20 protein-coding genes are annotated in these 22,590 nt (G+C 69.2%); 8 read left to right on the top strand and 12 right to left on the bottom strand.

The window, feature by feature from the left end; all coding sequences use genetic code 11:
• Positions 1 to 5 precede the first annotated feature (5 nt).
• From OH146_RS07960 to OH146_RS07950, 3 genes are read right to left on the bottom strand one after another with little or no spacing between them, the layout of a single operon-like run.
• Positions 6 to 725: an alpha/beta fold hydrolase gene (locus tag OH146_RS07960; protein ID WP_265159204.1), complete on the bottom strand. Its 720-nt coding sequence runs from the start codon at positions 723 to 725 to the stop codon at positions 6 to 8.
• A gap of 19 nt (positions 726 to 744) precedes the next feature.
• Entirely contained in the window at positions 745 to 1,149 is a 405-nt protein-coding gene (locus tag OH146_RS07955) for a PIN domain-containing protein (RefSeq protein ID WP_265159203.1), read from the bottom strand.
• Positions 1,146 to 1,355 (bottom strand): type II toxin-antitoxin system VapB family antitoxin, encoded by a 210-nt coding sequence (locus OH146_RS07950; protein ID WP_265159202.1) that lies wholly within the window; start codon positions 1,353 to 1,355, stop codon positions 1,146 to 1,148. The genes OH146_RS07955 and OH146_RS07950 overlap by 4 nt, the downstream gene beginning before the upstream one ends.
• Positions 1,356 to 1,515: 160 nt before the next feature.
• Between OH146_RS07950 and OH146_RS07945 the strand changes: the two genes are divergently transcribed.
• Positions 1,516 to 2,088 (top strand): HhH-GPD-type base excision DNA repair protein, encoded by a 573-nt coding sequence (locus OH146_RS07945; protein ID WP_265159201.1) that lies wholly within the window; start codon positions 1,516 to 1,518, stop codon positions 2,086 to 2,088.
• Positions 2,089 to 2,093: 5 nt separating this feature from the next.
• The gene (locus OH146_RS07940) at positions 2,094 to 3,212 is read left to right on the top strand and encodes an AMP-binding protein (RefSeq protein WP_265159200.1); all 1,119 of its coding nucleotides are present in this window, start codon (positions 2,094 to 2,096) and stop codon (positions 3,210 to 3,212) included.
• A 146-nt stretch (positions 3,213 to 3,358) separates the two neighbouring features.
• Here the strand turns inward: OH146_RS07940 and OH146_RS07935 are convergent, their stop codons facing one another.
• A complete protein-coding gene (locus tag OH146_RS07935) occupies positions 3,359 to 4,369 on the bottom strand; it encodes a GmrSD restriction endonuclease domain-containing protein (protein ID WP_265159199.1) in 1,011 nt (336 codons plus the stop codon).
• A gap of 179 nt (positions 4,370 to 4,548) precedes the next feature.
• Complete coding sequence (locus OH146_RS07930) at positions 4,549 to 5,883, bottom strand: MFS transporter (RefSeq protein WP_265159198.1); 1,335 nt, start codon at positions 5,881 to 5,883, stop codon at positions 4,549 to 4,551.
• Positions 5,884 to 6,019: 136 nt separating this feature from the next.
• Here OH146_RS07930 and OH146_RS07925 point away from each other — a divergent pair, with 136 nt between their 5' ends.
• A complete protein-coding gene (locus tag OH146_RS07925; protein ID WP_265159197.1) occupies positions 6,020 to 6,865 on the top strand; it encodes a DUF72 domain-containing protein in 846 nt (281 codons plus the stop codon).
• A gap of 91 nt (positions 6,866 to 6,956) precedes the next feature.
• Here OH146_RS07925 and OH146_RS07920 read toward each other — a convergent pair whose 3' ends face one another.
• The gene (locus tag OH146_RS07920) at positions 6,957 to 9,905 is read right to left on the bottom strand and encodes a glycosyl hydrolase (protein WP_265159196.1); all 2,949 of its coding nucleotides are present in this window, start codon (positions 9,903 to 9,905) and stop codon (positions 6,957 to 6,959) included.
• Between the two features lie 126 nt (positions 9,906 to 10,031).
• Here OH146_RS07920 and OH146_RS07915 point away from each other — a divergent pair, with 126 nt between their 5' ends.
• Positions 10,032 to 11,303 (top strand): MFS transporter, encoded by a 1,272-nt coding sequence (locus OH146_RS07915; RefSeq protein WP_265159195.1) that lies wholly within the window; start codon positions 10,032 to 10,034, stop codon positions 11,301 to 11,303.
• 26 nt (positions 11,304 to 11,329) lie between these two features.
• The gene (locus tag OH146_RS07910; protein ID WP_265159194.1) at positions 11,330 to 11,875 is read left to right on the top strand and encodes a MarR family winged helix-turn-helix transcriptional regulator; all 546 of its coding nucleotides are present in this window, start codon (positions 11,330 to 11,332) and stop codon (positions 11,873 to 11,875) included.
• Between the two features lie 36 nt (positions 11,876 to 11,911).
• Here OH146_RS07910 and OH146_RS07905 read toward each other — a convergent pair whose 3' ends face one another.
• On the bottom strand, positions 11,912 to 12,802 hold the full coding sequence (locus OH146_RS07905; protein WP_265159193.1) for a LysR family transcriptional regulator: 891 nt from the start codon (positions 12,800 to 12,802) through the stop codon (positions 11,912 to 11,914).
• Positions 12,803 to 12,895: 93 nt separating this feature from the next.
• Between OH146_RS07905 and OH146_RS07900 the strand changes: the two genes are divergently transcribed.
• Positions 12,896 to 16,321, top strand: coding sequence for a bifunctional proline dehydrogenase/L-glutamate gamma-semialdehyde dehydrogenase (locus OH146_RS07900; protein ID WP_265160705.1), 3,426 nt, complete (start codon positions 12,896 to 12,898; stop codon positions 16,319 to 16,321).
• A 114-nt stretch (positions 16,322 to 16,435) separates the two neighbouring features.
• On the top strand, positions 16,436 to 16,873 hold the full coding sequence (locus tag OH146_RS07895; protein ID WP_265159192.1) for a pyrimidine dimer DNA glycosylase/endonuclease V: 438 nt from the start codon (positions 16,436 to 16,438) through the stop codon (positions 16,871 to 16,873).
• Here the strand turns inward: OH146_RS07895 and OH146_RS07890 are convergent.
• The 5 genes from OH146_RS07890 to OH146_RS07870 are packed head-to-tail and all read right to left on the bottom strand — an operon-like array spanning position 16,863 to position 20,891.
• Positions 16,863 to 17,774, bottom strand: coding sequence for a CPBP family intramembrane glutamic endopeptidase (locus OH146_RS07890; RefSeq protein ID WP_265159191.1), 912 nt, complete (start codon positions 17,772 to 17,774; stop codon positions 16,863 to 16,865). The genes OH146_RS07895 and OH146_RS07890 overlap by 11 nt on opposite strands.
• A 30-nt stretch (positions 17,775 to 17,804) precedes the next feature.
• Positions 17,805 to 18,530: a hypothetical protein gene (locus tag OH146_RS07885; protein WP_265159190.1), complete on the bottom strand. Its 726-nt coding sequence runs from the start codon at positions 18,528 to 18,530 to the stop codon at positions 17,805 to 17,807.
• On the bottom strand, positions 18,527 to 19,114 hold the full coding sequence (locus OH146_RS07880) for a helix-turn-helix domain-containing protein (protein ID WP_265159189.1): 588 nt from the start codon (positions 19,112 to 19,114) through the stop codon (positions 18,527 to 18,529). The genes OH146_RS07885 and OH146_RS07880 overlap by 4 nt, the downstream gene beginning before the upstream one ends.
• Before the next feature lie 34 nt (positions 19,115 to 19,148).
• Positions 19,149 to 20,273 carry a hypothetical protein gene (locus OH146_RS07875; RefSeq protein WP_265159188.1) on the bottom strand — a complete coding sequence of 375 codons (1,125 nt, stop codon included), beginning with the start codon at positions 20,271 to 20,273 and terminating at the stop codon, positions 19,149 to 19,151.
• 39 nt (positions 20,274 to 20,312) lie between these two features.
• Positions 20,313 to 20,891 (bottom strand): DUF2238 domain-containing protein, encoded by a 579-nt coding sequence (locus OH146_RS07870; RefSeq protein WP_265159186.1) that lies wholly within the window; start codon positions 20,889 to 20,891, stop codon positions 20,313 to 20,315.
• 145 nt (positions 20,892 to 21,036) lie between these two features.
• On the opposite strand from OH146_RS07870, the gene OH146_RS07865 reads away from it, so the two are divergent.
• Entirely contained in the window at positions 21,037 to 22,560 is a 1,524-nt protein-coding gene (locus tag OH146_RS07865; RefSeq protein ID WP_265159184.1) for a SulP family inorganic anion transporter, read from the top strand.
• Positions 22,561 to 22,590: the final 30 nt, after the last annotated feature.

The following is a 22,590-nucleotide window of genomic DNA, read 5'->3' as shown; positions in this document are numbered from 1 at the left end:
GCAGCTCAGCGCTGCGTTGCCTCGTGATAGCCCGTGAGGAGCTCGCGCGTGAACTCGCGCGGCCGGATCGCCGGCGCGACGTGACTCGCGCCCGGGATCGTCACGAGGCGTCCGTTGCGGGTCGCGGCGAGGTAGCGGCGCGCATGGATGCCGACGTGGTCCCAGCGGCCGTTGACGAAGAGCACGGGTTCCCCGATGCGGCGGAGGCTCTCGATCGGCCGGAGCCGCAGAAGCGCGCGGATGCTGTCGTCCATGACGTCGAGCGCGACGCCGCCCGAGATCACGTCCGTCGCGCCCGGCTCGGGGATGAACATGCGCACGGCGAGGTTGTTGAGTGCGAGGCCGCGGTCGGGAAAACGCCCGATGAGGGCGGCGATCGCGCGCCACGGGTGCATGACGAGCGGATGCGGCACCGCCGAGCACGCCGCCGCCAGCAGCCCCGACACGCGGCCCGGATTGCGTGCAACCCACTCGATGCTCACATACCCGCCGAGCGAGAACCCCACAAGATACGGCGTGCCATCGGATGCTTCGGCCGCCGCCACCGCGTCGCCGATGCTGCTCAGGGCGCCGTCGAGGGTGAAGCGTTCCCCGATGCGCCGACCATGGCCCGGCAGGTCGATCGCGAGGGTGGGAATCCCCTGCTCCCCCAGCGCCTCCACCTGGTGCCGCCACATGCTGTGCGAGGTGCGGAGCCCGTGCACGAGGATGACGGCGGGGCGCATGAGGCGATTGTACGTGCCGCTACTCCGCCACATACTCCTGGCGCAGGCGCCCGCCGGTGGCACGTTCGATGTGGCCGAAGTCGCGGTCTGAGTTGAGTAGCACCGCGTCGTTCGCGATCGCGTAGGCGGCGATGAGGCAGTCGAGCGCTCCCGCGGCGCGCACGAGACCGGTGCGCCAGAGCGCGTGCTGCACGTCTATCGCCGATGTGGCCGACGGACGCTGCGGCGCCTTAAGGAAGGACTCCATGTCTTCCCGCAGCTCGTTGTATTCCTCGGGTGTCCTGGCCGAATGGCAGTACTCAAGAACCTGCGGTGGGCACGTGAGGATGAGGTGCTGCGGGGAGAGCTCGCGCAGGCGCGCAGCGATTCGTGGACTGCGTCCAGCCTTCTGCCAGATGCTGTTGTCGACGAGGTAGACGGTCACGCGTCGGGTGCGGGCGCGGCGGCCGGGTCAATCTGCTCGTCGGTAAAGGTGCGGCCGATGATGCGTTCGACGGAGGCGGGTTGGCTGCGCACGGCGACGAGGGTGCGGAGGGCGAGGTCCACGGCTTCCCGGTTGCTCGCGGCACCCGTGAGCGCTCGGGCGCGGCTGAGCTGCTCGGCGTCGATGTCGATCGAGGTGATGGGCATGCGGGACCTCCTATATAGAGGACTATATAACGCTGCAGTCATGCCGGAAAGCGTAGGGAGCGTCCCCGCAGCTTGCCTGAAGCCACGAACCTTGTGGATAGGGTGAGCCCATGCCGACGGCCCGTTCGTCCGCGCCAGCCCCCGGTGGGACAATCGACGCATGACGATGTACCTGACCGGTGACGCCGCCGCGGACGAGCTGCTCGAGCACGACGACCTCGCCCTCCTGCTGGGGATGCTCCTCGATCAGCAGGTGACGATGGAGTCGGCGTTCGCGGGCCCGGCGAAGATCCGCGACCGCATGGGTGCGCTCGACGCGTCGACGATCGCCGATGCGAACCCCGACGACTTCACCGAGGTCTTCCGGCAGAGTCCCGCCGTCCACCGCTTTCCCGGATCGATGGCGGGCCGCGTTCAGGCCGTGTGTGCGGCGATCCGCGAAGACTGGGGAGGCGAGGCATCCGCCATCTGGACCCGCGGCGAGCCCGACGGCAAGGAGGTGCTCAAGCGGCTGAAGGCTCTGCCGGGCTTCGGGGAGCAGAAGGCGAAGATCTTCCTGGCACTGCTCGGCAAGCGGCGCGGGCTGACGGCCGAGGGATGGCGCGAGGCATCCGCCCCCTACGGCGAGGAGGGCGCGCTCATGTCGGTCGCCGACATCACGAGCCCCGAGACGCTCGCGAAGGTGCGCGAGGCGAAGAAGGCGGCCAAGGCCGCAGCGAAGGCCGCGAAGTAGAGCGGATGCGTCGGCTCACGCCCCTCGACGGCGGCGACTGGCGCGCCGTGGCGCAGGCCGTGCGCGAGCGCTTCGATGTCGACGGGCCCGCGCTCTTCCTCGGCTCGTCGACACCGCCCAGGGAGGTTACCGACACGACGGCGGCGGTGATCGAGACCTCCGGATCGACCGGCTACCCCAAGCGCGTCGTGCTCAGCGAGGCGGCCCTACGGGCGAGCGCGGATGCCACGGCTCACGCCCTCGGCGGCGACGGGCAGTGGCTGCTGGCGCTCCCCGCGTCGTACGTGGCGGGGCTGCAGGTGCTCGTCCGCTCGCACGTGGCGGGGCTGCCCGTCGTGCAGGTGGACCCCGGCTTCGACGTGGAGGCCTTCGCTGCGGCATCCGCTCGGCTCGACGCTCCCCGTCGCTACACGGCCCTCGTGCCGGCGCAGCTCGCGCGGCTCGTGGAGGCGCCCGAGGCGGCGGCCCGCTTCGACGCGATCCTCGTGGGTGGTCAGGCCCTGCCCGCCGCGCTCGCCGCCCGCGCGCGGGATGTGGGGCTGCGGGTCGTGCGCACCTACGGCTCGACCGAGACGGCGACCGGATGCCTCTACGACGGCTACCCCGTCGGCGGCACCCGCACGCGGCTCGTCGATGGCGTGCTCGAGCTCGCCGGACCGACCCTCGCCGACGGCTACCTGGGTGACCCCGAGCTCACGGCGCGCGCATTCGTCGAGGAGGGCGGTGTGCGCTGGTACCGCACGGGCGACCGGGCGCGCATTCACGACGACGGGCGCGTGGAGGTGCTGGGCCGCGCCGACAACGTGATCGTTTCGGGTGGCATCAACGTCTCGCTCGACCGGGTCGAGGCCGTCGTGCGCGAGATGCCCGGCCTCGAGCAGGCCGTCGTGGTGGCGGCGTCGTCCGAGCGCTGGGGCGAGGTTCCCGTCGTGGTGGTCGCGCGGGCGACGGATGCCGCGGGCTCCCGCATCGCGGACGACCTCCTGCCGAGCATCCGCCGCCTGCTGCTGGAGCGCATCGGGCCTGCGGCCCAGCCCGACCGCATCGTGGTGCTGCCGGAGCTGCCGCTCCTCACCTCGGGCAAGCCGGACCGGCGCGCGCTCGCGGCCCTCGCCGCCCGCTGAGAGGGGTCACCCCCGCCTAAACGTCGAGTTGCCCACTTTTGCGGTTCCGCAGCCTCTCGAAAGCTCCGAAGTGGGCAACTCGATGAATGAGGTGCCCGGGATGCCGCGGGCTAGTGAAGCCCCGAGCTAGTGAAGCCCTGAGCGCACTACTCGCAGCCCACCCCGTCGCCGTCACGGTCGAGGTGGCGCCCGTACCCGGGCTGGCCGGCAGTGACGGGGGCCGCGCCCGCTTCACGCGCCGCCGTGCAGTTCTTGTAATAGGGGGCCGGAGCTGGAGCCGGCGCTACCTCCGGCGTGGGCGTCGGCGGTGCCACGGGCACAACCACCACGGGGGCGAAGCTGGATCGGATGGCGGGCTGCCCCGAGCATCCGCTCAAGATCGCGGCGATCGCGTCGTGCTCGGCCTGCGTCACCCACAGCCCGTAGTTCGCCTTGACCGACACCTGGCGGGCGACGTACTCGCAGCGGAAGCTCTTCTGCGCCGGCAGCCAGGTGGCGGCATCGCCGGCACCCTTTTGCGCATTCGACCTTCCGTCGACGGCGAGCAGGTTGAGTGGGTCGTTCGCAAATGACACGCGCTGCGCCTGCGTCAGCTGCTGCGCGCCCTTCTGCCAGGCGTCGGCGAGGGCGACGACGTGGTCGATCTGCACTTCGCTCGACGTGCCCGGCCCGCGCACAAAGTCGATCGCGGCGCCCGTGTAGGGGCTCACGAGCGAGCCCGTCAGAACCTTGCACGGGCCCGAGCGGCTGATGCCCGTGAGGTCGCGGGCGAGCACGTCGTTGCGGGTGTCGCAGCCGTTTCGGTCGACGTCGAGCCAACCGTCGCCGAACTGCACCTCGCGGTCGTAGCCCGTTTTGGGCGCCCGACCCTTGACGGGCAGGGTCGCGAGCACCGCCAGCGCCGTGTCGGGCAGCGGCGCGCTGTCGATCGCGACGGATGCTTTGCCCGGCGCCTCCTCGACCGTGTCGGGGTCACTCGGGGCCTCCGCCGTGAAACCGTCTGCCGCGCCCTCGCCCTCGGAGGGGGAGCTCGGCGTGGCAGAGATGCCCGGGACCGCGGCATCCGCTCGGTCCTCGGCGAGGCTGCTGCACCCGCTCGTCGCCAGGAGCGCGCCGAACAGGGCGAGCGTCGTAGCGGTGCGGAGCGGACGGAACATGATTCCTCACGGTCGAAGGCGGACCGTCGCACGCTATCGCCGCTGGGCATCGCCCCGGCAGCCCCAGTGCAGGGGGCCGCTACGCTCGCCCACGCTCCGCTCCTGCGGTCGAGTTGCCCACTTATGCGGGTTCCCGGGCCTCGGAAAGGTCCAAAGTGGGCAACTCGCTCAGAGACGTCTTAGTCGCCCGGCTTTTGCCGCGGGATCTCCGTGCCACGGATGGAGGCTCGCGCGGTCTCCGGTACGAAGTAGAGCGCCACGATGCCGACCAGGCAAGCGCCCATCATGTAGTAGGCCGGAATCAGCAGGTCGCCCGTCGTATCGATGAGGGCCTCGTTGATGAGCGGGGCGGTGCCGCCGAAGACGGATGTCGCGAGGTTGTAGGTGATGGCAAAGCCCGCATACCGCACGTGCGTGGGGAACATGGCGGGGAAGGTCGCCGAGATCGTCGAGAGCTGCAGCACGTAAAGCAGGCCGAGCACCGCGAATCCGACGAGTGCGCCCGCGAAACCCGTCCCCATCAGCAGATAGAGCGGGATCGCCGCGATGAAGAGACCCGCCATCGAGGTGAGCCACAGCGGCTTGCGACCGATCCGGTCGGAGAGGCGACCGGCGAAGGGGATGACCGCCATCATGGCGAGCTCGCCGATGAGGATGAGGGCGAGGGAGCCGTCCTGGCTCAGGCCGATCTGCGTCTCCAGGTAGGTGGGCATGTAGGCGAGGAGCGTGTAATTGGTGACGTTGAGGGCGATCACGAGGCCCGCCATCGAGAGGAGTGGCCGCCAGTACTTGCGCACCAGGTCGCGCAGCTCCGTCGTGGGGCTCTCCTCCTCCTTGCCCTCCTCCTCGAGTTCGCGGAAGACGGGGGTGTCCTCGACCTTGCTGCGCAGGTAGAGGCCGATGAGACCCATGGGGCCGGCCAGGAGGAAGGGGATGCGCCAACCCCAGTCGAACATCGCCTCGTCGCTCAGGATCAGCTGCAGGAACAACACGACGGCGGTGCCCAGCACGAAGCCGAAGAGGGTGCCGAATTCGAGGAAGCTGCCGAAGAAGCCGCGCTTCTTGTCAGGCGAGTATTCGGCCATGAAGGTCGCCGCGCCACCGTACTCACCGCCTGTCGAGAAGCCCTGCAGCATCCGCAGGAAGATCAGGAGTGCGGGCGCCCACCAACCGATCGCATCGAATGTGGGGAGAAGGCCGATCGCGAAGGTCGCGCCCGACATGAGGATGATCGTGAGGGCGAGGATCGCCTTGCGGCCGAGCCGGTCACCGAGCGGACCCCAGACGAGCCCGCCGAGTGGGCGCACGAGGAAGGAGATGGCGAAGGTCGCAAGGGCCCAGACCGTGCCGCCGGGAAAGAAGTTCGCGGTGATGTAGGTGACCGCGACCGCATAGACGCCGTAGTCGAACCATTCGGTCGCGTTACCGATGGCGGATGCCCCGATCGCCCGTCTGATCGTCTTGCGACCCTCCACCGTTTCGGTCTTCGGCGTCGCGAACTCCCCGTTCGACATGGTTCTCCCTCGATCGTCGTGCGTCAGGATTTACGCCTGCAACGCGAAGGAATGCTGGGAGTTTCTCGGCGGGATCGGCGCTAGGTCGGCCAGTCAGGTCTGCCGCCCGCGAGCATCCGTGCATACCGTGGGGCGCATGACCGCCACCGCCCGCGTCGGAATCTCCGGCTGGCGCTACGCGCCGTGGCGCGGCGACTTCTACCCCAAGGGGCTTCCGCAGCGGCGCGAGCTCGAGTATGCCTCGCGCCACCTCGACACGATCGAGCTCAACGGCTCCTTCTATTCGCTGCAGAAGCCTGAGTATTACGAAGCCTGGCGCGACGAGACGCCCGAGGGTTTCGTCTTCGCCGTCAAGGGCGGGCGCTTCATCACGCACCTGCTTCGCCTCAAGGGCGTCGAGGCCGCCCTCGCCAACTTCTTCGCGTCGGGCATGCTCGCGTTGGGCCCCAAGCTCGGACCCTTCCTCTGGCAACTGCCCGAGCGGGTCACCTTCGACCCGGAGGTGCTCGACGCGTTCCTCACCCAGCTCCCGCGGACGACGACGGATGCCGCGGCCCTCGCCGCCCGCCATGACGAACGGGTCGACGGCCGCGCGTGGCCGGGGCCCGACGACCCCGTGGTGGAGGCGCCCCTCCGCCACGCCCTCGAGGTGCGGAGTCACTCCTACGACAGCCCCGAGTTCTTTGACATCCTCCGGCGTCACGGCGTGGCATCCGTCGTCGCCGACACGGCGGGCAAGTGGCCGCAGCTGTGGGAGCAGACCGCCGACTTCGCCTACGTGCGCCTGCACGGGGAGAGCGAGCTCTACACCTCGGGCTACGACGACGCGGCGCTCGACCGCTGGGCCGAGCGTGTGCGCGGCTGGCTTGCCGAGGGCCGCGACTGCTACGTGTACTTCGACAACGACGCCAAGGTGCGGGCGCCCTACGACGCGATGGCGCTCGCGGAGCGGCTCGGACGAGCCGAGAGCGCCGGCGCGTGAGAGGTCAAAAGATGTGATTCCCCGGCGGCCGGAAGCGCGGAGATTGACCAGTCGCGCGCATCCGGCTCCTCTCAGGGAATCGGTGACCAGGTCAGTCGAGCGTCACCACCTCGACCCGGACGGGGCCGAGGAGCCCGTGGTCGCGCACGGTTGTGGGCTGCATGGACGGCACGCCCGTCATCAGCGTGCCCACGATGTCCACCATCTCGTCGTAGTAGCCGCGCGCGATAAGTCGGTTGTTGAGCGAGCTGGCGACCCGGACCACGACAACGTTGCTGCCCGCGCGGACATCGGAGGTGATGTCGACGCGGGGACGGGAGGTGTCGAAGCCGCGGGGGGTGCCCCCGTTGACCGCGACGGAACCCAACCCGCCCGCGGTCGAGCCCAGGTCGAGCACGATGCGAGCGGTGCCTGTGGGGTCACTGTCGAGGGTGAACTGCGTCTCGTAGTGGCCGACGCCGGATACGTCCGCCCCGATCCCGGCCAGCTCACGCCAGGGACGAAGCGACGACTCTGAGCTGCTGCGCGTGGTGATGGCGGTGCTGGGCCTGATCTCCCGCGTCTCATAGCCGAGGCCGCGATCTTCAGTGATGAGTTCGTTCTCCCCGGCGTCCCAGCTTTCGACGCGGATGGACCACTCGCCCAGTTCGGCGACGATCGCGCTTCGCTCGGCTCCGGCCCCGTGGCTCGCGGAGCGGTCGAGCGTCCACAGGCCGATCTCACCGGGGGAGAGCTCTGCGCGGACGACGGTACGGCCATCGACGGTGCGCACGTCGCCGTGAGGCGTCAGGTCTCCTGTCCACGCGTCGATGCGGTGCACGGCCCCGGTGCCCTCAAGCACGAACTCGACCTCCGTCGATGAACCGGTTTCATAGAGGTAGTGGTACGCGTAGAGATGGGTGAGCTCGCCGTCGTCGCGCAGGTGACTCAGGATGCTCTGGTTGTCGCCGACGAACTCGGCCCGGCCCGCCACGCCGAGCGAGCGGAGGGCGCCGAGCGTGCCGGACGGGGTGGCCACCTCAAGCACCGACGGCAGCGTCAGCAGCTCGGCGATGATCGCCGCGAGCTCCTCGTCGCGGCCATCGAGGCCAGGGGTGTGGTCGGCCGCCCTGGCGTGATGGATGTAGCTCTTCGCGGTCAGGAGCTTCACTTCGGATGCCCCGTGCACCAGCAGCACGGGCAGGCCCTTGCTCGCCCAGTCCAGCAGCAGGCGGGCCACATCGGCGTCGAGGCCCTCCTGGTAGACGATGAGCGCCTGGTAGCCGGGGCCATCGGGCTGCACGAGGCCGTCGCGCAGCTCCACGTCGTCGCGCAGCAGGAGGGAGCCATCGAAGAACTCGTAGGTCCAGCCGGCGTCCTGCATTCCGAGGTCCTGCCACCAGTGATTCTGGCGGTCGCGCATCCACATCTGCCCGTAGGCGTCTTCATCTGGGATGCGCGTGCCGTCGTCGGCGAGCAAGGCCATGCCGGTGCCGTTGTCGGTGAAGTGGTCGGTGCGCAGGATGCCGACGTCGATGCGCGGCTTGCCCTGCCGCAGCACGGCCTGGACGCGGGCGAGCGCCTCCGTCCAGAGCGGGTAGAACTCGGCGGCGGGCTGCCGCTCGTCGAAACGCTCCGAGAATGCGGACAGCATTCCCTCGTGCCCCGGCCACTCGGTCATGCCCTCCGCGCCGGCGGTGCTGGCCCAGCCGTGCATGACGGTCTTGGTGATGCCGGCCGCGAGTTGCGTGTTGATGATCTGGTCGTAGAAGCGGTGATCGAGCATGTGGTTGCGGGTCGTGGCGCCCGTCTCGGAGGAGTACTGCTTGCCGAAGAGGTGGGCGGGCCCTGCGAGCAGGCGGTAGGCGTCGATCTGTGCCGCGAACTCGAGGGATTCGTTCTCGATGCCGTCGACCTCTGGCCCCGGCCGCGTCAGCTCGAACGGCATCCCGTAGCTGATCTCGGCGCGCAGTCCCATGCCGTTGGCGTGCAGGAATTCGGCGAAGGGCCGGAGCATGTTCTCGATATAGAGGTCGGTGAGGGTGCTCACGTAGTCGTGGCGCACCTTCGCGACCGTGAGGGCCTGGCCTGGGAGGGGTTCGTGGTGGTAGACGGTCGAGGACGCCATGATCTCGACGTCCCGGGTGAGGAATGGCAACCACGGGCGGATGTCGTAGCCGCGGCGGCTCAGGAACTCGTCGGCGACCGTGGCGCCCCAGAAGAGTCCGCCAGCACCGAAGGTCCAGAGCTCGAGCGAATCCATGTACATCTGCACGCGCGCGTTGCGGGCGATTCCGGCGCGAAGCTCCGGCGTGAGCACGACCGTGTCCCAGTAGTCGATTACGGCCTCGATGCCGGCGCGGTCAAGGTAGTTGACGGTGTAGTTCACATCAACGGAGGGGGAGGCGGTCTGGCCCGTGCCGTGCATCCAGTAGGCACAGAGCATCCAGTCACCCTCGGGCGCCGTCCACTCCAACTCGCCGTCGACGACGGCCTGCGTGAGGTCGATCGCGGAGTTCGCGTCGAGCACGGGCGGGCCCGATAGCCGGGTCTCCGCGATGCGCACGGCAACGGCGGCGACGAAGCTCTGCACGGTCGCTGCGTCGCGGTGCATCGGCATGCCCTCGGGCACGCGGATCGCCGCGAGGTCGATCTGAGAGAGCGGTCCCGTGCGCGATTCTCCGCCCGAGAGCCGCTCGGTTACGACGTCGAGTTCCTGGGCGGCCGCAGGATCGTCCGGGGTGATCGTGGGGATGTTGGCGTTGGACCAGTTCGTGCCGGAGGTGAAACTGACGGCCATGCCGCGATCGGAGGTCTCGTCGACGACGATCTGGGAGTCGTGCACCCACTCCTCGGAGCCCCAGCCGTAGAGGCGATGATCGATCGCCGGCTCGTCCATGGCGAGGAACTCCATGCCGCCGTAGCCCAGGCGGTGCGCCCTGTCGATCTCGTGGCGGAGCGTCTGGTCGGTGTGCAGCCCCTCGGCGAGCCACCACCGGATCTCGGGACGGTATTCGATGCTGGGATTCCGGATGAGCGCGGCGAGCTTGTCGATCGACAAGAGGTTCTCCTTCGAACGGGGGCTTGGTTAAACGATGTATTTATCGTTACAGTGACGATACTCATCGTCATCAGGACGATACTCGACGGCGGACGGTATGTCGACGCCAGTTCAAAGGAGAACGAAATGAGCAGGGAACAGTCCCCGCGCAGTGCCTGGTGGATCGGCATCGTCGCAGGAATGGCCTCGTACATCGACGCCGCCGCAATCGTCAGTACCGGAATCGCCCTGGTGCTCTACCAGATGACATTCGGATTCACGGAGTTCCAGTTCGGCGCCCTCTCGGCCGCGCTCACGCTCGGCGTCGCGGTCGGCGCCCTCGTCGGTGGCCGCCTCGGCGACCGCTTCGGGCGTCGCTCCGTCTTCATCGTCACGATGCTCATGATCGTCGTGGGTTCGGCGACCCTCGTCTTCTCCGCCTCCTTCCCCCTGCTTTTCGTAGCGATCCTGCTGCTGGGTCTCGGCACGGGTGCTGACCTGCCGGTGTCCCTCGCAACCATCGCGGAGGCGGCGACCGACAAGAACCGCGGCAAGCTCATCGGCTTCTCGCAGGTGCTCTGGTACGGCGGCATCCTCGCGACCGTCGGGATTTCGACCGCCGTAGGCGGCATGGGCCACCTCGGAGGGCAGATCCTCTTCGGTCACGTCGGCGTCATCGCCCTCATCGTGCTCGTGCTCCGGGTAGGCATCCCCGAGTCGGAGGTGTGGCGTGATGCACACACCGCCCAGCTCGCGGCAGTCGAGGAGGGAAGGCCGAAGATCTCCGTGCTCCGCGCGCTCCTCACGGATCGACGCTACGTCGTCCCATTCCTGGCCCTGCTCGTGTTCTACACGCTCGTCAACCTCGCAGCCAACACGACGGGCCAGTTCGGCACCTACGTCGCCGTCAACATCGTCGGCATCAGCGTGCAGGCGAACTCCATCATCAGCCTCGTGACGCTGCCCGTGGGCATCCTGCTGGGCTTCTGGTTCATGCGTGTCGTCGACAGCCGCCACCGCATGGCCTATTACGTGTTCGGCGCGATCGCCTCCACGCTGGGGCTTGCAGCCCCCGCGATCTTCGGCTTCTCCCTCGTCACGCTGGTGCTCATCTACGTCGGCGCTGCGGTCGGTGGTTCCTTCGCCTTCGAGGCCATCATGAAGGTCTGGACGCAGGAGAGCTTCCCGCCCCTCCTGCGCGCCTCCGCACAGGGAGGCATCATCGCCTTCGCGCGACTGGTCGCCGCGGGCGTGGCCCTCGTGACGCCCATGCTGCTGAATGCAGCTCAGCTCGCCTACGGCCTCCTCGCGATCATCGTCGCGATCGGGTACTTCGTGACGTGGCTCGCGTTCCACAAGCGCCCGATCCCCGCTGAGACTGACGGTGTCGACGTGCACGCCGAAAGCCGAGTGGCGTAGCCTGAGAGCGCGCGGGAGGAGAGCGGATGGCGAGGCAACAGGGTGTGGGTGCGCGGGCGCCCCTGCCCGCCTCGGCCTTCGCTCCCCTCGTCCCTGTCGAGAGTCTGCCAGCCGCGCTCGCCTCGTTCGCGGTGTGGGCCAATTCCACTACCAACCGCCGCAACCTGCTGCGCTCCAGCAAGTTTCCCATCGACGACCTGGCGGCATTCCTCGCGCTCAACCAGCTCATCTACCGCGGTGCTGCCCGACCCACCGACCTCGCCGAGGCCCTTGAGGTCAGCACGTCTCACATGAGCAAGATCGTGGCCCGTCTCGAAAGCGCGGGTCTCGCGGTCAAAGCGCCCGACCCGGGTGACAGGCGTGCCGTCGTCGTCGCGCTGACCGACGAGGGGCGCGCAGTGGGCTCCAGAATCGTGGACAACATCGACGTCTACTTCGCCGAGTTGTTCCGCGACTGGAACGAGCATGACCGCGCGGAGTTGAGCCGTCTCATGGTGAAACTGGCACACAGTGCCGACGCCGTCTCGGCTCAGGCCCTGTCGAGGGCCTCCGGCTACAACTGGTCTCGCTGACGGAGCACAGCCCGCGGTGCGCTCGTGCCGCGCTACTCACCCTGCGAGCGACTCTGCCGTGCGCGAGAGCGCATCCCGCACCGCGAGGATGCCCGGGCTGCGCACGGTCGCCCGCCGCGCCGAAGTGAAGATCGTGCGGTGGGGGTCGCCGTCGAGCGGCAGCAGGGTCACGCTGGGCGTGCGGCCCGTCCATACGAGGTCGGGTAGCAGCGCGACCGCGTTGCCCGACTCGATGAGGCGGATGTGCGCCTGCAGGTCCGCCGTCTCGAAGCGCACATCCGGTTCGAAGCCGGCCTGGCGGCACGCCTGCTCGGCCCAGTGGCGGGAGGCCGCGCCGTGCGGTTCCATGACCCAGGCTGAGGCCGCGGCATCCGCGATCGACCGGATTGGCGAGCCGGGTGCGACGGCGAGCGAGAGGGCGTCGCCCGTGAGGCGCACGCGGTCGAGTTCCGGGTGCCGCGGGGCGGCGTGCCCGGGGTACTGCTCGGCGATCACGAGGTCGAAGTCGCGTGCCCACGTGTCGTAGAGGGCGGTCTCGGGTTCGCGCTGGGTCATCTCGACCCGGAGTCGCGGATGTTCCTGTGCGAGCAGGGAGAGCGCGTGCGGCATGAGCGCGAGCGCCGCCGATTGGAACACGGCGAGCCGCACGACGCCCGTCGCCGTCTCGAACGACTCCGAGAGCTCGGACTCGGCCAACTCGAGCCGCTCCAGCACGGCCGCCGTGTGTTCGACGAGCAGCTCGGCCTGCGCCGTGAGGTGCACGCGCCGCCCCGCCTTGCGCAGCAGCTCGACTCCGACCTCGCGCTCGAGCTGCGCGAGCTGCTGCGACACCGACGAGGGGCTCTGGTTGAGGGCGGATGCCACGGCCGCGAGCGTGCCGCGGATCTTCAGTTCGCGCAGCAGGCGCAGGCGGCGCACGTCGAGCATCCGTGACTCCAATCATCAGGAGAACTGACTGATACCGATTAGAAAAGATCGCTTTACCTTACCGAAACGGAATCTCATACTGATGCCGTGAGCATGACTGTTCCCGCCCAGATTCCTGACGTCGACGCCGCTCTCACCGACGAGGTCGTCGCGCTCGTGCGCAAGTGGCTCGCCGAAGCATCCGAGTTCCCGGTCGACGCCTCCGCCGAGCAGCTCGCGGGCGTGCTGCGCGACCCCAACGGACTCGCCTTCACGGTCGGCTTCGTCGACGGTGTCGTCCGCCCCGACGACCTGGGCGTCGCGGCCCGCACCCTCCGCACGATCGCGCCGAAGGTTCCCGGCTTCCTGCCCTGGTACATGAAGGCGGCCGTGCGGCTCGGCGGCGCCGTTGCGCCGATCGCCCCCGGCATCGTCATCCCCATCGCCCGCACGGTGCTGCGCCGTATGGTCGGCCACCTCATCATCGACGCGACCGAGTCGCGCCTCGGCGGGGCTATCGCGAAGATCAAGCGTCCGGGCATCCGTCTCAACATGAACCTGCTCGGCGAGGCCGTGCTGGGCGACCGCGAGGCTCAGCGCCGCCTTGACGGCACCCGCAGGCTTCTCGCACGCGACGACGTCGACTATGTCTCCATCAAGGTCTCCTCGACCGTCGCACCGCACAACCCCTGGGCCTTCGACGCCGCCGTCGACCACGTCGTCGAGAAGCTCACGCCCCTCTACGAGCTCGCGGCGAAGGCGAAGACCCCCAAGTTCATCAACCTCGACATGGAGGAGTACAAAGACCTCGACATGACCGTCGCGGTCTTCCAGCGCATCCTCGACGACCCTGCGCTCCTGCACCTCGAGGCCGGCATTGTGCTGCAGACCTACCTGCCGGATGCGATGGATGCCATGGCCCGGCTGCAGGAGTGGTCGGCCGCCCGGCGAGCGCGGGGCGGTGCGGGCATCAAGGTGCGCGTCGTGAAGGGCGCGAACCTGCCGATGGAGCGGGTCGAGGCATCCCTCCACGGCTGGCCCCTCGCGACCTGGGGTAGCAAGCAGGAGAGCGACACCAACTACAAGCGGGTCATCAACTACGCGCTCCACCCCGACCGCATCGACAACGTTCGCATCGGGGTCGCCGGGCACAACCTCTTCGACCTCGCCTTCAGCTGGCTGCTCGCGAAGCGCCGCGGGCTGGAGCGAGGCGTCGAGTTCGAGATGCTGCTCGGCATGGCGCAGGGTCAGGCAGAGGCGGTGCGCCGCGATGTCGGCGGGCTGCTGCTCTACACGCCGGTCGTGCATCCGAAGGAGTTCGACGTCGCGATCGCCTACCTGATCCGCCGGCTGGAGGAGGGCGCGAGCCAGGAGAACTTCATGTCGGCCGTCTTCGAGTTGAGCAGCAACGAGCAGCTCTTCGCCCGCGAGAAGGCCCGCTTCGAGGCATCCCTCGCGGAACTCGACGAGAGCGTGCCGCAGCCGAACCGGCGGCAGGATCGCCGCAATCCCGAGCCGCCCTTCGCCTCCGAGGGCTTCGAGAACACGCCAGACACCGACCCCTCCCTCCCGGGCAACCGCGAGTGGGGCAAGGCCATCCTGTCGCGCGTGCCCACGAGCACGCTCGGCAACGAGACGGTCGCCGCCCACACGCTGACGACGACGGATGCTGTCACCGACGCCATCTCGACGGCCGTCGAGCAGGGTGCTGCCTGGGGCCGCCTCAGCGGTGCCGAGCGCGCCGAGATCCTGCACCGGGCCGCGGATGCCCTTGCCGCCCGCCGCGCGGACCTCATGGAGGTCATGGCGTCCGAGACGGGCAAGACTCTCGACCAGTCGGACCCCGAGGTCTCGGAGGCGATCGACTTCGCGAACTACTACGGGGAACTCGCCCGCGAGCTCGACAGGGTGGACGGGGCATCCTTCACCCCCGCTCGGCTGACGGTCGTGACGCCGCCGTGGAACTTCCCCGTCGCGATCCCGGCCGGGTCGACCCTCGCGGCGCTCGCCGCGGGCTCAGCCGTCATCATCAAGCCCGCAAAGCAGGCGCGCCGTTCGGGTGCCGTCATGGTGGAGGCGCTGTGGGAGGCGGGCGTGCCCCGCGAGGCGCTGCAGTATGTGCAGCTCTCGGAGTCGAAGCTCGGTCAGAGTCTCATCGCCGACGAGCGCGTCGACCGCGTCATCCTCACGGGGGGTTACGAGACGGCGCAGCTGTTCCGCTCCTTCCGCAAGGATCTGCCGCTGCTCGCGGAGACGAGCGGCAAGAACGCGATCATCGTCACCCCGAGTGCCGACCTCGATCTCGCAGCGAAGGATGTCGCGTACTCGGCGTTCGGCCACGCGGGGCAGAAGTGCTCCGCGGCATCCCTCGTCATCCTGGTCGGCTCGGTCGCCAAGTCGCGCCGCTTCCATGACCAGCTGCTCGACGCCGTGCGCTCGCTCCAGGTCGGCTACCCCGAGGATGCGACGACCCGCATGGGCCCCATCATCGAGCCCGCGAAGGGCAAGCTGCTCGAGGCACTCACGACCCTCCAGCCGGGCGAGAAGTGGGTCGTGACCCCCAAGAAGCTCGACGACTCCGGCAGGCTCTGGAGCCCCGGCGTGCGCACGGGCGTGAAGCGCGGCTCCTACTTCCACCTCACCGAGTTCTTCGGTCCGGTGCTCGGCGTCATGACGGCCGACACCCTCGAGGAGGCGATCGAGATCCAGAACGAGGTCGACTACGGCCTCACGGCGGGCCTCCACTCGCTCGACTCCGAGGAGCTGCGCGTGTGGCTCGACCGGGTGCAGGCGGGCAACCTCTACGTCAACCGCGGCATCACGGGCGCGATCGTGCGGCGCCAGCCCTTCGGCGGCTGGAAGAAGTCCGCCGTCGGTGCGGGCACCAAGGCGGGCGGCCCGAACTACCTGATCGGTCTCGGCAGCTGGTCGCCCGCGGCGGCGACGGCGGATGCCCCGCTCCCCTCGGCCGCGAAAGGCCTGCTCGACGCGTCCACATCGCTGGATGCCGCATCCCGCGTGTCCCTGCGGCGCGCCCTCGCGAGCGACGCCGCCTGGTGGCGTGACGAGTTCGGCGCCGCGAAGGATGTCTCGGGGCTCTCCGCCGAACGCAACATCTTCCGTTACCGTCCCGCCCAGGTCGCCCTGCGGCTCGCGGAGGGCGGTGAGCTCGCCGATCTCGTCCGCGTGATCGGCGCGGGTCTCACCTCGGGTTCACCCTTCACGGTGTCGACCGCCACCGAGCTCCCGGAGCCCATCGCCTCGGTGTTGCGGGGCCGCGGGGTCAGTGTGACGGTCGAGACGGATGCCGCGTGGCTCGCGTCGCTCGCGGGCGTGGAGGGTGGTCGCATCCGCCTGATCGGCGCACCCGCGTCGACCGTCGCTGACGCGACCGACGGCCGCCCCGACGTCGCCGTCTATGCGGAGCCGGTCACGGAGGCGGGCCGCATCGAGCTGCTGCCGTTCGTGCAGGAGCAGGCGGTAAGCATCACGGCGCACCGCTTCGGCACGCCGAGCAGCTACTCCGACGAGGTCATCTAGCCCCTTCGGCCGCTTGAGCAGGCCCGCCCGGGCAGTATCGAAACCAGGCATCCGAGGGCCAGCGTTTCGGTACGCTGCCCTATTCAACCCGGCAACCGCGGTAGCGTCGAGACGGTGAGACTCTGGTCAGTGCATCCGCAGTTCCTTGACCGGCAGGCGCTTATCGCGGGCTGGCGCGAGGGCCTGCTCGCGCAGTCCGTCATCGGCAAGACCTCGGGCGGCTACGTGAATCACCCCCAGCTGTTGCGCTTCCGCGCGGCGGAGGAGCCCCTGTCGGCGATGGGGGCGTTCCTCATGGCGCTCGTCGAGGAGGCGGATGCACGGGGCTACCGTTTCGCGCGCGAGAAGATTCTCGTGCCCCCGACGGCATCCCCGGTGCTCCTCGACCTCACGGAGGGGCAGCTTGACTACGAGTGGCGGCACCTCATGAGCAAGCTGGAGGTGCGTAACCCCGAGTTGGCGCTGAGGTTCGCGGATGCTTCGCCCCTGCCGCATCCGCTGTTCCGTGTCGTTCCGGGGTCGGTCGAGCACTGGGAGCGCATCACTCGCTGAGAGTGGCGCGGGGCCGCACCGGGAACCGCCGCAGGCCCACGAGCACACCGATCGCGAGCGCGAAGACGATCCATCCGGGGTAGCCGAGGAGCGAGCCCGTGAGGTTGTCGAAGGGCGAGCCGGCCGCGAGGAGGAGGGCGGGCAGCCCTGCAGCACCGTTGATGAAGCCGTGCGCGACCTCTGCTGTCCACACCGTGCCGGAGGCGATCGTGAGCCAGCCGAGCAGCACCGAGACGAGCGTGGTGAAGACGACCATGAGCAGCAGCGCGAGGAAGGGGTTCTGCTCGGGGTAGTTGTAGCCGAGCAGGATGACGGGCGCATGCCAAAGCCCCCACACGACTCCTGTGATGAGCACGGCCGGCCACTGCCCGAGCGGGAGTAGGCGAGCCTGCAGGAATCCGCGCCATCCGATCTCCTCGCCGAGGGCCGGGATGGCGTTGACGAAGGGGATGAAGACGAGCGACACGAGCTGCGCGATCACGATCGCCTGAATCGGCAGGCCTTGCGCGGCCTGGCCCAGCGTGGCCTCGAGGGCGAGCTCGAAGCCGCTGAAGTTCACGAGGTCGAGCCGGATCCAGCCGAGGGCGGCGGCGACGGCGACGGCCGCGACGACGAGCAGGAGAGGGCCGAACCACGCGATGAGCAGGTAGCCCCACCAGCGGCGGAAGCGTCGGCGAGGCCGCAGCGTCGTCTCACGCAGGAAGCCCTCCTCGGCGGGGAACACCTTCGCCGCGATGGCCGCCGCGACCGTCGGCACGAACATCATGGCGATGAGCACGAGCGGTGAGTACGGTGCGGCGAGTCCTTCCGCGCTGAACCACAGGGGTGAGGCAACGAGCCACGCCCCTATGAAGGCGATCGTGATGAAGAGCGCGACGCCGCGCTTGTCGACCTGGGTCATGATTCTCCTTGGGGTGAGGGGATGTCGCTGCTAGGCGATCGTCGCGAGTAGGCCGCCAGCCAGCGCGGCGGCGCCCGTGATGGCGAGGCCCACCTCGACGGCGACGACGTGGTTCCGCACGAAGCGCACGGCGACCATGTTGGTGAGGGAGTGCAGGGGAAGGGTGAGGAGCACGAACCACGGGTTCGCGAAGAGCAGCAGGGTGAAGCCGAGGTGAAGGGCGGTCGCGCTGAGCCTCTCGATCAGGCCGGTCGCCGGATGATGCGGGGTCGTCATTCCCTGGCTGGCGAGCAGTTCGCGCGCCTCCGCCGACTTGGGGTCATCCTTCGTGAGAAGGGCGGCGATCGCGAAGACGTTGATCGCGACGAGGACGACCTCGATGGTCGCCCAGCCGAAGCCGGCCCAGAGCGCGTCGCCCACGCTGTCGAGCACGAGGAGCACGAGGGCGAGCCGCACGAGTTCCTCGGCCGGTCCGGAGAACCAGCCGACGATCGTCCCGGTCTTCTCCTGGCCGAAGAGCTTCAGTGAGACGAGCGCGACGGGCTGCCGCAGCACGAGCGCGATGAACCAGCCGGCGGCGCCGAGCAGGATCGGCCGCCACTCGGGTGGGCCGACGAGCGCGAGCATGATGGCGACGACGGGCAGGGGCGCGAGCAGGAGGGCCGCGCCGTTGATGCGGGCTTGTCGTGCGGCCGCCGGGTCGATCGTGGTGGTCTCGGCGGCCACGTCGGTCGCTGTGGGAGGGTGCTCGGTCATTCGGATGCTCCGGTCTGAGGGAGATTGCCGGCGGCGGCCGGGAGGGTGGAACCGCCCGCGGCGGCAGTCGGCAGGGTTACGGTGGCGAGGAGTCGCGGGCTGCGCTCTGGGCTCGGGGTGTTGTCGGCCCGACGTGCGATGGCCGCGCGGATTTCGCCGAGGAGTTCGAGGAGCTCCTCGTGGCTGAGCTGCAGCACGTGCTCGCGGTAGCCGACCCCGTCACGCTCGGGGGCGATGTCCCCGCCCTCGACGTACTGGGCGAACTCGCCGAGCAGGCCGGCGACGAAGGTACTGAAATAGCGGAAGTGATCGTCGGGGCTTGCGGCCGCGACATCCTCTCCCGTGACGATCGCCTCGCCGAGGGCGTAGGTGCGTTCGACGGCGCCGCGCACCTGCCGCTCCGCACTCACCCGCAGGATGCCCGTGTCGAGCAGTGTCGTCAGGTGTCGGTAGAGGCTCGCCTGGGGGATATCGGGGAGCGCCTCGGCGAGCTCCTTGGAGGTCTGCGGCGTGGTTGCGAGTGTGCGGATGATGCGCATGCGCTGCGGGTGCAGCACGGCGTCAGCGCGATTCTTCGTTCCCATGATTGAGAACAGTATCAGAAGTGAGAATGCTCGTCTAGCGACACTGCCTCGAGAGCGCGATGAGGGCGTCCGAGGGCCGGCCGTAGAGGGACTCGCCGCTGCCCTCGTCGTCGTAGCCGAGACCGATCGCCCAGGCAGTCGCGAAGACCTCCGCCTGCGAGTCGAAGCCGTCGATGAAGAGCCGCATGCACTTGCCCGTGATCGAGTGGCCCACCTCGTGCGCCACGAGCGACGCGACGGCGGGGTGGCTCTGCCACAGGGCGGCGACGCTGTCGGAGAGGGTGATGGTCGAGTAACCCCCATGGGCGGTGTTCCAGGTGGCGGTGCCACCGAAGCTGCCGCCCTGCCCGTAGCCGTTCACGACAGGGGCCCAGTCGAAGTCGAGCATGACGCCGCCCGCGATCGACCGTGCAAAGGCCTCCACCTCCTTGCGCTGCCCGTAGAGCGGCCCCGCCTTCTCGGCCTCCTCGGCGGCGTGCGAGGCGGCGAGCGCCTGCGCGGCGGCGACGTACCGCGCGACGAGAGCCGGGGCATCCGCGTCCCAGCGCGCCGGTGCCAGGGCGGCGGTCGCCTCCCGGTAGGCGATGCGGTCGAGGTTGGCGGCCGAAGCGAAGGTGCTGTCGATGGATGCCGCGTGCTCCGACAGGCCCGCGACAAATGCCTCCCCGGCCGAAGTGACGGCGGCCGCCGCCCGCGCGACCCCGTCGGCCGCCCGCGCGACCTCGGCGGCATCCGCGAGCACGGCTTCGGCGCGGCTCTGCAGCTCCTGCGCCCCCTCACCAGGTTCAGCCGTCGGGCCGGAAACGGGCGCGCTCGCGGCGACCTCGAGGGCCTCCGTGAGGGCGAGTTGCGCCTCCGTGAGGACCCCGAGCGTGCTCGAGTCCACGTAGTCGGGTGTCGCGGCCGCGAGCACCTGCTCGGCGAGGGCCCGCGTCTCGGTGGCCGAAGTCAGGGCACCCTCGAGGCTTTCGGTGGCACTCAGCGAGGCATCCGCGGCCCTCTCATACTCGGCGACCGCGGCGTCATAGCTCGACTGCGCGGCCTGCTGTGCGAGCGCGAAGGGCGTCGCGGCGCCCGCTACCAGAAGCACAGCGGCGATGCTCACGGCGAGCCAGACGGCGCGACGGAGCCGAGGCTGCGCGGGCCTGTCGTCGCTCATGCGGACAGTATCGCGCAGACCACCGACGCCGCAGTGCGATCAGCGAGAGCGCCCGAGAGCCTGCAGTGCGCCCGCGAGCAGGCCGCCCAGGCCACCCGCGGCGAGATCGCCGAGCGTGTCGACGTAGCCGACGTTGACGCCGTCGTCGATGTAGGTGTGGCCCCACCACTCGAGGAACTCCCACACGACCGAGAGTCCCAACGCGAGACACGCCCCCACGAGGGCGCCGGCGACGACGGATGCCACGGAGGGGCGTCCGAGCGCAGGCGCGAGCCCCGCAGCATCCCACCGCTCCAGCAGCACGCGGGCGAGAGCGGCGAGCACCCCGCCCACCGCGAAGTGCGTCGCGAGGTCGATCCACTCGATGCTCGAATAAAGGTCGACGACGGCGAACCAGGCCGCCGCAAGCAGAACGGCGTTGCTGAGGGCGTCGACAAGCGGCGGGAGGGTCGCTGCACGGGCGATGAGGGCGCCGAGAAAGAGGAGCATCATGATGGCGACCTCGACCCAGCCGAAGGTGAAGGCGGCGACGAGGACGCTGACGGGGGCAGCCGCACGCACCACATCGGCGGCGGCCTCGGCCGCACCGTGCGGGCGCCGGAGGAGGGCGTCGATCACGGTGCCTCCTTCTCTCTGCGGCCCTTAGGCTTGATGGTGGCTTCGGCGCCGCGCGCACGCTTGTGCACGCCGCGCACGTTCAGACTTGCGCGTCGCGCACAAACTTACGCGCCCCGGCTGAGGGCGCCGCATCCAGGAGACTCTCATGCCCATCGGCGCCACGACCATCGACCGCTCCCGCTACCGCGACGACCCGAGCGTGCTGACCGCCCTCCGCTCGCCGCGCATCCTCACCCGAGAGGTGCTCGCGGGGCTTGTCGTCGCCCTCGCCCTCATCCCCGAGGCCATCTCCTTCTCGATCATCGCGGGCGTCGACCCGCGCGTGGGGCTCTTCTCCTCCTTCGTCATGGCGGTCACGATCGCCTTCGTCGGCGGCCGCCCCGCCATGATCACGGCGGCGACGGGGGCGATCGCGCTCGTGATCGCCCCCGTCATGCGCGAGTACGGCTTCGACTATCTGATCGCCACGGTGCTGCTCGGCGGTGTGCTGCAGATCCTCTTCGCGGTCTTCGGCGTCGCCAAGCTCATGCGCTTCATCCCCCGAAGCGTCATGATCGGCTTCGTCAACTCGCTCGCGATCCTCATCTTCATGGCGCAGATCGAGCACCTCGTCGACGTGCCGTGGATCGTCTACCCGCTCGTGATCGGCGGCCTCGCGATCCTGTGGCTCATGCCGAAGCTCACGAAGGTGGTGCCGGCGCCCCTCATCGCGATCATCGTGCTGACGGTCATCACGGTCTTCTTCGCGATCAACGTGCCCACCGTGCGCGACCAGGGCGAGCTGCCTGACAGCCTCCCCGAGTTATTCATCCCGAATGTGCCTCTCACGTGGGAGACGCTCACCATCATCGGTCCCTTCGCGCTCGCGATGGCGGTTGTCGGCATCCTGGAGTCGCTCATGACCGCGAAGCTCGTTGACGAGATCACCGACACCCACTCCGACAAGACTCGCGAGTCGTGGGGCCAGGGCGTCGCGAACCTCGCCTCCGGCTTCTTCGGCGGCATGGGCGGCTGCGCCATGATCGGCCAGACCATGATCAACGTGAAGGCGTCCCGCGCCCGCACGCGCATCTCGACCTTCCTCGCGGGGCTCTTCCTCCTCATCCTCGTCGTCGCACTCGGCGATGTCGTCGGCATCATCCCCATGGCGGCCCTCGTCGCCGTCATGATCCTGGTGTCCGTCGCAACGTTCGACTGGCACAGCATCCGCCCTGCGACCCTCAAGCGGATGCCCAAGAGCGAGACCTTCGTCATGCTCGCGACCGTCGTGGTCGTCGTCGCCACCCACAACCTCGCGATCGGCGTCATCGTCGGTGTACTCGTCGCGCTGGTGCTCTTCACCCGCCGCGTGGCCCACTTCGCGACGGTCGAGCGCCGCGTCGACACCGACGCCCCCGTGCCAACCGCGTACTACACGGTCGTGGGCGAGCTCTTCTTCGCCTCCAGCAACGACCTCACGACGCAGTTCGAGTATTCCGACGACCCCGAGCGCATCGTGATCGACATGTCCCGCTCTCACATCTGGGATGCCTCGACCGTCGCCGCCCTCGACTCCATCACCAACAAGTACGAGCACAAGGGCAAGCGCGTTGTCATCGAGGGGCTCAACGAGGCGAGCACGGCGATGCACACGCGACTCGCGGGCAACCTCGGCGGGGGCGAGGGCTAGCGGCCACGTGACCGACTGGCTTCGCTTCGT

It is taken from the genome of Homoserinimonas sedimenticola (genome assembly GCF_026094475.1).
Lineage (GTDB): Bacteria > Actinomycetota > Actinomycetes > Actinomycetales > Microbacteriaceae > Homoserinimonas > Homoserinimonas sedimenticola.
This window is presented reverse-complemented; position numbering and strand designations above follow the sequence as displayed.